Source organism: Coprococcus sp. AM14-16 (genome assembly GCF_003434675.1).
GTDB classification, from domain to species: Bacteria; Bacillota; Clostridia; order Lachnospirales; family Lachnospiraceae; genus Coprococcus; species Coprococcus aceti.
The window spans coordinates 6,240-16,592 of record NZ_QTLL01000006.1 but is presented as its reverse complement, the minus strand read 5'-3'; the positions used below and the strand labels follow the sequence as shown (position 1 = coordinate 16,592).

Below are 10,353 nucleotides of genomic sequence, written 5' to 3'. Positions count from 1 at the left end.
TATAAATATTACAATGATATGATGTGGCCAAAGAGATTTGCTACATGTGTATCCGTTGATGAAGCAATTAAATTGATGGAAAGTTCAATCGGAAGTTGTGTGAGGGATTAAGATGAAAAATATAAGGTTTTATGAGGCGGAGAAATATAAAACGGCAGATTACGAAATAGTAGATGAGAAAATATATAAAACATATGAAACTGGGTCAGAGAGAGATGATTATCTCGGATTAGAGCAGTTGGATGATAATGCTTTAGCTGAAAAGCTAAAACAGGTCGAGGGCTGGGAATATGGAGCAGGAGAAATGCTCGAAGATTATTTAATACTGAACTATGAGGGAAGAAAGTATTATAGAGATATTGAGGATGTAGGCACGGATAACGATATCGTCATGGTTAATATGGATGATCCCTCAAATTCTCCAAAGGAAATCTTTGTAACCTCAATAGTTTTTGAAGCAGAGCCGGATTTGGGTGAAAATTCTCCTTCGGAGCCAGTGATATCCCAGTACCCGCTTGAAGATATTTTAGATAAGTTTTATGTATATCTGCACGATGATTATGTAGACGAAAACGCATCTGATACAATAAATTCATATGTAGAGTTTGCCAGCGAAGATATTGAAGACATACGAGCTGTTCTCTCGATATTAGGGAAACATGTTTATAATGTTGATGAAGGTGACTATATCGATATCAAGATTGAACCAGTATAGAACAGAGTTATAAATTCCAGTTTGTAGAATCAAGAAAATCGGAATTTGTTAAATTGGAAAATTAGAATTCAGAGGATGTGAATGAGCAGCATGAAGAAAACAAAAGAAGGAGTTAATTTGAAGAAAAAGAAATTCCTTAGACTGAAGAATACAGGTAGTATCCTTGTGCTTATGGGGCTTTTGATAATTTTTGTAATAGCACTGTACACATTTATCCTGCAAAGTTCTTACACTAAGACTGCCCTTGAAACAGAAATTGCGCGCGATACAGCGAGTGCAGATGCAGTACACAAACTTGTGGATGGAAGAATCGGCAAAGAAGATTTTGATCAAATCAAAGATAAATCTGATGAAAAGAAGCAAATATATAAGGATATTTCTTCATATTTCAATGAAATCAGAACACTGAATTCTACTCGATATATTTACACCGCTACAAAAAATGAAGAAGGAAAACTCGTTTATGTGGTAGATGGTTTGGATTCGGATGCGGATGATGTAAGACACCCTGGAGATTATATTGAGGAAGAAATGGTTCCGTATATTGATAGGGCTATTTCTGGGGAGAATGTGTACTCTCAGGATATCATTGATACAACATGGGGGCCGATTTTTACGGCTTGCTATCCTGTAAGAGCAAATCATGATGGGACAGGAGAAATCATTGGCGCATTTTGCATTGAAATGGATATGCAATCAGCTTATGGAATGGTTGAAGAGACGAATCATATTTCCATCATCTGCGGTTTAGTCGCAGGAGCTGTATTGCTTTTAATTTGTCTATATACCTATTATGTTTACCAGAAAAGCAAGGCAGAAGAGCAAAAACAAAAACAATTATTAATGAACGCCGCTGAGAAAGCAGATGCTGCCAACAAAGCAAAATCTGCGTTTTTGCTTAATATTAGCCATGACATCAGAACGCCGATGAATGCCATTATTGGATTTACAAACATTGCGCTTCACCAGAACACGGTTTCAGATATTCATGATAGCTTGGGGAAAGTTCAAAAAAGTTCGAATCATCTTCTCTCTTTGTTGAATGACGTTTTGGATTTCAGTCGCATTGAAAGCGGAAAAGATATCATTTCGCCTGAGCCAGTGGACATTACTCAATTGACAGATAACGTCCAGGCGATTATGAATGGACTTCTTTATAACCGAGATCTTAAGTTTGAAGTACATCGAGAAAGACCAAAGAACCCATATGTACTTGCGGATGTTACGCGTATTCGAGAAGTTTTGGTGAATCTTCTTGGCAATGCTGTGAAATTCACAAAGGACGGTGGAAAGATTACTTTGGATATCAGCAGTTACCCCGGAGCGGATGAGAAACATATCATAATTCGTTATGTTGTTCAAGATAATGGTATTGGCATGAGTGAAGAGTTCCAGAAAGAATTATTCAAGCCGTTTTCACAAGAAGATGATGCTAATGCCAGAACCCAATATAAGGGAACTGGTCTTGGCATGGCCATCACAAAAAAACATATAGATATGATGGGCGGTTCAATTGCTGTTGAGAGCAAAAAAGGTGTAGGTACTACATTCACTGTGGAGATTCCACTGGAGTTGACAGAACAAGTTATTCAATCAAAACAAAAACAACCTCCACATAGAGATTTGACGGGTATTCATGTTCTTATGGCTGAGGATAATGATCTAAATGCTGAACTTGCTACGATAATACTGGAAGATGCTGATATGACCGTAACACGCGCATCAGACGGAAAAGAAGTTGTGGAATTGTTTAAAAATCATCCACGAGACACATACGATCTTATTTTGATGGATATTATGATGCCAAACATGGATGGATACCAAGCAACAAAAGCCATTCGAGCCTTGGGCATAGAGCGGTCCGATGCAGTTACGATTCCAATTATAGCTTTGTCTGCAAATGCTTTTGTAGATGATATTCAGGAATCCCTGGATTCAGGCATGAATGACCATATTTCCAAGCCGATTAACATGGAGGAATTAATCGATACTATCACTAAATACATTAAACACGATTAGGAAAACAAAGAAGTTAATTCTGATGAAAAGTTTGCACTGGTCTTGTCGGATGCGAAAGCGCAAGTTTTCTATGATTATGATACAGGTCGCATCACCACATTTCTTATCAGCACCCAGCACCAGGAGGACACCTCTGTTATGGATATTCGCCCGCTGGTGGAAGCTGTCATGGAAACCGCCGGGAAGATCAAGAACGACAATATGTCCGATCAGGATTTCTACAACTTCAAGTTTTTGAAACTGAGAAATCGGAATTGACCGAATAAGTTAATCGTGCCATATGGCTTGATTATAAATACATAGATCAAGTTGTTTGGAATATAGATGATATGAAAAAAACACCCCATGGGGAAAGCATGTAGCTGTCTCAATTACTGATCTGTCATATTATTTTGTCACAAGTGACGGAGAGGATTTTTGACAGTACTGCTCACTTTCTCCGTGGGCATGGTAAAGATCAATGACTGTTTCGTCTGGCAGGGAAGTGTTTGTCCAGTATGTGCCCAGTTCTATATCGGGTACGATAAAATACTGCCCATATCGGTCAATGGTTCTTTCCGTGATCTCATAAATTGTGCGTATTCCGACAGTTTTCTCCTCGTTATCAGAAAGGGAATATGTCACATTTCGGAAGGTCTGTCCGATATAAACAGTTTTCCCATCACGTGGATGCTGGATATTCTGGCAGCATTCCCTGACGGATTCCAGCCATTCTTCTTTACTTTTCTGTCTGGGATTCCGTTTTATGATGAAAGACACATTGTTGTATTTATAGCTTTCTTCCATAAAGATGCCTATGTTTTCAGATGCATCGTTGCCGGAATCCAGCCGGATGAGCAGTGGTTTTTCCGTCAGCTGTCTGCACAGTTCAATGGTCTCTCTCAGGAAATCAGGAGTTTCTTTCTGGCAGTGCTGTTTCCCAATCCGCAGTTCAAGATTGACGAGGTATCCTTCTGTGCCGATATATGCCATAATTGGTGCATATCCGTCAAAACCCTTGTAGGTACGGGATACGCCTTCCTTATTGGATTTCGAATTGTCAAAGGGGGTTACATCAATATCGACAGGAACAAAGCCGTTATCCAGGGCTGTCGGCTCTATGTGCATTTCACGCAGCATGTCGACATTTGCCTGCTGGATGTCTTTGCGCAGGGAATCCCCGATCATGTCAAAACGCTGACGGAGTGTTTCGGCGGAAGGAATCGCATAGGAGATGCCTAATGCGTATTTGTAGTAGTCAGGGTCATCTATCATTTCACGGACAACCTCATACTGGGGTTTTCCCTGACAGAGCATACCAATATAGGTGAGGAGCACGTCTCCATTTTTTATCTGTTTCTGCAGATAATCTTTTGAAATTGGAGCACGGTTGATTTTTTTAACAAAACTGCTTTTTCCAAGTATTTGCCCTACGAATACCAGACCACTGGGAGTAATGAGCCGCTCATCGCTGAATTCAATGTGTATTTTCTTCATTGCACTGCCTCCGCCTATCTTTTGATACTTTCATTATACAGGATAATGCATGATGATACAGTAAAAAAACAAAATTTTGTTTAACCTAGTGGGTGAAATAAAATGTATTGCGAAAATCAGTTTCCAGCAGGTATTATTGCTGAAAAAAAGGGATGTAACACTATGGTAAGTTTCACGGAATAAGGTGGATTTTCATTGACGCATATAACACCTTACAATATAATAAAAGCAAATATATAGCTTATAAAGGAGGTTCCTTAATGACGAAAAAAATAACCGCAATATTCTTGGCATTGTGCATGGCAATCTCCGCTTTGCCGATGACCATTCAGGCGGCATCAAAGCCCGATATTAAAGTTGGCGACTATGTTAAAATGGGCGCGTATAACAATGCCTCAATTCTTTGGCGATGTGTAAGCATTGACAATAACGGACCGCTTATGCTTGCAGACAAAATTGTTGACACCCTTGCATATGATGCCAAAACAAATGACAACAGCAATTCAAAATCACACAGCAGAAGCTATAAGCGTGATGATTACGGTTCTAACTATTGGAAAGACAGCAATATGCGTTCTTGGTTAAATTCGACCGCAGCTGAAGGCAAAGTCGATTGGCTTTGCGGCAACCCTCCGAAAGACGGATATGTAAGCGGTGTGGGAGCGTACAACGAAAAAGCGGGTTTTCTCAACGCTTTTTCAAAATCTGAAATTGCGGCAATGAAAACCGTTACCCAGCGTTCTCTCGTTTCTCATCCCGAATACAACAAGGGCATAGTTGATGGAGACGCAAATTCGGATTTGTTATACTACACCGATATTTCGGAAGCGGTGGCAAACTACGACAGTTCATATTTTGAAACTACAACCGAAAAGGTTTTTCTTCTTGATGTAAAGCAGGCTAATGCCGTGTGGAAAAATCTCAAAGGTTATTATGTTGCGTATAATAATGACGGTATGGCTTGGCCTTATTGGCTTCGCACTCCTGTTACCGATTGCAATCACGATATGCGTTATATCAGTTCATCGGGTCAGGTCGGTCGTTATGCTCCGTGGTATTCCGATTTGGGCGTAAGACCTGCATTTTATCTCGATTCCGAATATTTTGTTATAACTTCCGGCAGCGGCTCACAAAGCAGTCCTTATATCGGCTCTGCTCCAAATAAGCAAGAGGATGATTATACAATTTCGGAACCTGCCGAGGACGCAAATCCCGATTGGAATGTCAGCACCGAGCAAAGCATTCAGCTCACCCTCGGCCCGTGGTATTCAAATGACGGAAAATATTCTAATCCTACCATCCCTGTTTATACCATCCAAAAAACACGCAGCGACACGGAAAATATGGTTGTTGTCGTTTGCGGCGAGGGATACACAAAAAGTCAGCAGGGCAAATTCATCAATGATGTCAAACGACTTTGGCAGGACGCTATGAAATATGAACCGTATCGCAGTTATGCCGACAGATTCAATGTTTACGCTCTTTGCACAGCTTCCGAATCGACTTTTGACAATGGTGGAAGCACCTTCTTTGATGTTATAGTCGACAAATATAATTCGCCTGTTATTTCTAATAATCTCCACGGAAGTCAGTGGAAAAATCATATTTTTGAGAGATGTATCGGTCCTGAATTTATCGAGAAAATTCACGATGCTCATATCAAAAAAAAGTGTGATCCAAACACAATTCCGTCCGGTTCGGAATATGAGCCTTATTATTATGTTCACGATTATATTGCTCAGTTCGCTATGGTTGTAAACACAAAATCAGATTTCGGCGGTGCTTATAATAACCGTGAATACGGCTTCCATTATTTCATTTCGCCATCAGACAGTTATCGTGCGTCAAAAACTTTTGCACACGAGTTTGGACACGGTTTGCTCGGTCTCGGTGATGAATACAGTAACGGATATTTGCTTGACGATAAGGAACTTAAATCACTCAATCTTTCCTCGGTTGAAGACCCGGAAAAGATAAAATGGCGACAGCTTTTAGGTTTTAGAAACACATATACCTGCCGCAATGCTTACGGCTCAAAAATGCTTGTTTCAAGTTATGAGTGCATAATGAGAGACACAAACTATCAATTCTGTGAGGTTTGCCGTTTGCAGGGCTTCAAGCGAATGTCTCAGCTTGTTAAGGATGTAGACCTTTATGTTGCAACTCCCGAGGTTAAGGAATATACGGGCGCTTATTCAAAGCCGTCTGATTTTACCGACCTTGAAACAAGTTCATATTATAATTACACATATAATCGCAATGACCGACTTTTGAGCGGCAACAGCAAAAGCAGATTTAATACTAATATGAACGGTAAAAAAATCGAGCTTAGAACTGTTATTCAAAACATTTCAGATAAAAATGCACGACAATTAAAATTCAAAATGTTGATTAAGCACTCCGACGGAAGCGTTGCGACCGATTCATCGGGGAATCCGCTTCAAACAGTACAAACCTTTGACATTCCTGTTTGGAATGATAAGGCAAATTTCTGGCCGCTCGGTGCTTTGGATCACATCAAAAGCGACTTTAATTCAGGCTTAAAGAGTTGCTCGCTTATTTATCAAATTCCGTCTGATGCACAGCTTAAGAGCGGCGATACCGTGGCATTTCAGGTGCTCGATGAAAACGGAAATGTGCTTGCAGACGACAATACGGAAACACAGCGCTACACAACCGTTTCAATTCAGTATAAATTTGAGGACGGCTCTGAAATTCCAAACACTGCCGGCGGAACATTTACCGTGCCATACGGCACAAAGCTTGATTTAACACCGGCAAAAACACTTTATGATTATGAATTTATAAAGGTTGACGGCTTGAATAAGCCTATTGTTTCGGACGGAACGGTTGTTACATATTATTACAAAAATAAAAACGAAGAACACACTCACAATCTGACTTTGGTTGCTGCGAAAGCTGCCACCTGCACAGAGGGCGGTAAGGAAGCATACTACAAGTGCGAAGGTTGTGGCAAGTTCTATGAAGATGTACTCGGTACAAAGGAAATAACCGACCTTGCATCTTGGGGCAATATTGCTAAGATTGCCCACACCACAAAGCAAACCGTAACAAAGGCAACCCCAACAGCAAACGGCAAGATAGTAAATTACTGTTCGGTATGTAAGAAAACTCTTTCAACGACAGTAATTCCAAAGGCATCAAGCATAAAGCTTAAAGCAACATCATTAACATATAACGGAAAGGTTAGAACACCTAAGGTTAATGTTAAGGACAGAACAGGAAAGACACTTGTTAAGAATACTGACTATACTGTGTCTTATGCAAAAGGCAGAAAGTATGTTGGCAAGTACGCAGTAAAGATTACCTTTAAGGGTAAATACAGCGGAACAAAGACGCTTTATTTCACAATCAAGCCAAAGGCAACAAGTATTTCCTCACTTAAAGCAGGTTCAAAGAAGTTTACAGTAAAGTGGAAGAAGCAGGCTACACAGACAACAGGCTATCAGGTACAGTACAGTGCCTCAAGTAAATTCAGCAAGGCTAAGACCGTAACAGTAGGCAAGAATACAACAGTATCAAAGAAAATTTCAAAGCTTTCGGGCAAGAAAAAGTATTATGTAAGAGTTCGCACCTATAAGACAGTTAAGATTAACGGCAAATCCATAAGGATTTATTCAGGCTGGTCAAAAGCTAAGACTGTTACAACAAAGAAATAAAAACTATACCGTAACCTTTGATTCTGCCGGTGGCTCTGCAGTAACGACTCAGACTATCGAAGAAGGTCAGAAGGCAACCAAACCTGCCGCTCCTACCAAGTCTGACGATACCACCAAGCCTTCGGATGATGTTCAGAATCCGCAGACCGGCGACAACAGTATGAGTGGCTGTGGATCGCTCTGCTGTTCGTCAGCGGCTTCGGAGTTGTGACAACTACTGTTTATACTAAATTAGACGAAGCAATTTCTGATGCTGTTAAAACTGGGAAAATCACTCAAGAAGAAGCGAACGCAGCTTACAAATAAATATACGAGGCTTGTCTTAAAAAAGACGAGCTCAAAATGACAATGAAACTGTCACTCTCTGGAGACACTAGGAGTGACAGTATAATCATCATAAATAAAATGAATCTTCGGCATCAACCCACATCTGCATAGTTCCATCAAGGTATAGTCTTGCATATTCAAGTGGTTCATCAATAGCAAGTGCATTTAATGCACAATCTAATCTGGGTGTTGTTTTTAAATTCTTTTCTGCTTCCCAGCAGTCAATGCGGAGCATATAGCCAGCAGAAGTATAAACATCAATGCTGTTGCGTTGTGGATTGTATTCTGCAAATATTGTTCTCATCGTATCAAATCTCCTTATCATTCAATCAATCATTTGTTACAAAAATCAGAAGCATTTCAATCAGTTCACCATGTCGTTTTTATTTTGTGTTATACTGTTTTAGAGGATTTTCTTTTCCTTGTATTTTCCCTTATCAGGGTTCATAAATCCATATGGGAAGATATAACATAAGGGAAAGTCTAAGGGAAAGATCACCTGCGACAAACTTAGTGTTTTCAAGGGATTCAGAGATATTTGATAATAAAATATAACAATTATTAAATCCCTTGGAATACATGAAATCTCAATTCCAGTTTGTCAGAATGAAAAATCAAGTGTAGAAGGACACATGACAGGTGGGATTTGGAATGATTCAGACAAAGAAAAAGATGAATTATGTCCGACCGTTTGAACAGGTATTACAGGAAGAATCTCATCCTGCGAATCAGACAGCATATATTGATATTATCAGGGTACCGGAGAAACTGGCGGAAAATAAATATGAAGGATAACTTCAAGTTTGATGGACTATACTCGGCGTAGATATCAGAATGAGAGCGAGGGAAAATGCATGGATATGTTACAGTTGATGAAGGAGAGGCACAGTGTGCGGCAATATAAAGATAAGCCAATCGAGCAGGAGAAACGTGCGGAGATCGACAGGCTTATCTCTGAGATAAATTTTGAGAGCGGACTGAGTATGCAGGCGGTCTACGATGAGCCGAACTGTTTTGATTCGTTTATGGCGCATTACGGCAAATTCACAAATGTTTCTAATTATATAGCTATAGTTGGCGCGAAGAACGACCAGGAAAAGGCCGGCTACTACGGTGAAAAGCTGGTGCTTGGATGTCAGGAACTTGGACTTAACACATGCTGGGTTGCAATGTCACATGGTAAGACCAGGGCAGTCATAGGCAAAGGACAGAAACTGCTGATAGTGATTGCCCTTGGGTATGGTGAGAATCAGGGTGTTGCACACAAGAGCAAAGATATATCAGAAATCAGCAGTGCAGATGTGGAGACAGACTGGTTCACGAAGGGGATGGAGGCGGTGTGTCTGGCACCGACAGCGGTGAACCAGCAGAAGTTCATGTTTGAGCTGAAAGATGAGATGGTGACAGCGAAAGCTCCGAGAGGAATCTGCACGAAGATAGATCTTGGAATTGCCAAATACCACTTTGAGGCTGGGAGTGGACACAAAATCTTCACAAAATAATTAGCACTCACCTCTTGACAGTGCTAACAACTGGGTGTATAACATAGTCAAGGATAAGGAAAGGGATTAGAAAGAAGAGAAAGAATCCCGAAAGTTTATCTTGATAATTATTTTGAAAGTAACAGTAAACAAAAAGTCTAAGTGCCTTGGGGTTTCATAAGAAACCACAATTTCCGACACTTGTTTGAGATTGAAAGGAGAAATGACTTATGTTACCTAGTATTTTTGGAGAAGATTTATTTGATGATTGGATGAATGACTATTTCCCATTTGGAAGGGATTTTGACAAGGAGTTTAGTAAAGCGTTAGCACCTACCGAGCGTGCGCTGTATGGTAAGCATGCAAAGAACATGATGAAGACCGATGTCCGTGAGACAGATGATTCATATGAAGTAGATATGGATCTCCCAGGATTCAAGAAAGATGAAGTAAAGGTTCAGCTTGCTGATGGTTACCTGACAATTGAGGCTGCAAAGGGTCTGGATAAGGATGAGAAGGACAAGAAGAGCGGCAAATATATTAGACGTGAGCGTTATGCCGGCAGCATGAGCAGAAGTTTCTATGTCGGTGAAGGAGTTACTCAGGAAGACATTCATGCAAAGTATGAACATGGCGTACTGAAACTGTCGATTCC

9 protein-coding genes and 1 pseudogene are annotated in these 10,353 nt (G+C 40.3%); 8 read left to right on the top strand and 2 right to left on the bottom strand.

Annotated features, from left to right (window positions below):
- Window positions 1-112 precede the first annotated feature (112 nt).
- The 3 genes from DW159_RS13310 (at window position 113) to DW159_RS14330 (ending at window position 3,155) form a co-directional block, all read left to right on the top strand.
- A complete protein-coding gene (locus DW159_RS13310; protein ID WP_117551395.1) occupies window positions 113-715 on the top strand; it encodes a hypothetical protein in 603 nt (200 codons plus the stop codon).
- A gap of 81 nt (window positions 716-796) precedes the next feature.
- A complete protein-coding gene (locus tag DW159_RS13305; protein ID WP_242992747.1) occupies window positions 797-2,734 on the top strand; it encodes an ATP-binding response regulator in 1,938 nt (645 codons plus the stop codon).
- A gap of 370 nt (window positions 2,735-3,104) precedes the next feature.
- Window positions 3,105-3,155, top strand: coding sequence for a hypothetical protein (locus DW159_RS14330; protein ID WP_242992750.1), 51 nt, complete (start codon window positions 3,105-3,107; stop codon window positions 3,153-3,155).
- Between the two features lie 2 nt (window positions 3,156-3,157).
- On the opposite strand, the pseudogene DW159_RS13295 reads toward DW159_RS14330, so the two are convergent.
- Window positions 3,158-4,210 (bottom strand): annotated as a pseudogene (locus DW159_RS13295) (IS1380-like element ISClsp2 family transposase); the annotation flags it as partial.
- Window positions 4,211-4,470: 260 nt separating this feature from the next.
- Here DW159_RS13295 and DW159_RS13290 point away from each other — a divergent pair.
- On the top strand, window positions 4,471-7,890 hold the full coding sequence (locus DW159_RS13290) for a M64 family metallopeptidase (RefSeq protein ID WP_117551394.1): 3,420 nt from the start codon (window positions 4,471-4,473) through the stop codon (window positions 7,888-7,890).
- A complete protein-coding gene (locus DW159_RS14325) occupies window positions 7,847-8,101 on the top strand; it encodes an InlB B-repeat-containing protein (RefSeq protein ID WP_082241386.1) in 255 nt (84 codons plus the stop codon). Before DW159_RS13290 ends, DW159_RS14325 begins: the two co-directional genes overlap by 44 nt.
- A 183-nt stretch (window positions 8,102-8,284) precedes the next feature.
- Here the strand turns inward: DW159_RS14325 and DW159_RS13280 are convergent, their stop codons facing one another.
- Window positions 8,285-8,521: a DUF6061 family protein gene (locus DW159_RS13280; protein ID WP_044945660.1), complete on the bottom strand. Its 237-nt coding sequence runs from the start codon at window positions 8,519-8,521 to the stop codon at window positions 8,285-8,287.
- A gap of 347 nt (window positions 8,522-8,868) precedes the next feature.
- On the opposite strand from DW159_RS13280, the gene DW159_RS13665 reads away from it, so the two are divergent.
- The 3 genes from DW159_RS13665 to DW159_RS13270 form a co-directional block, all read left to right on the top strand.
- The gene (locus tag DW159_RS13665) at window positions 8,869-9,012 is read left to right on the top strand and encodes a hypothetical protein (RefSeq protein WP_158547614.1); all 144 of its coding nucleotides are present in this window, start codon (window positions 8,869-8,871) and stop codon (window positions 9,010-9,012) included.
- 11 nt (window positions 9,013-9,023) lie between these two features.
- Window positions 9,024-9,719, top strand: a complete 696-nt coding sequence (locus tag DW159_RS13275; protein ID WP_330410638.1) for a nitroreductase family protein — start codon at window positions 9,024-9,026, stop codon at window positions 9,717-9,719.
- A 209-nt stretch (window positions 9,720-9,928) separates the two neighbouring features.
- The coding region (locus DW159_RS13270) for an Hsp20/alpha crystallin family protein (protein WP_242992746.1) at window positions 9,929-10,353 on the top strand (425 nt) is incomplete at its 3' end.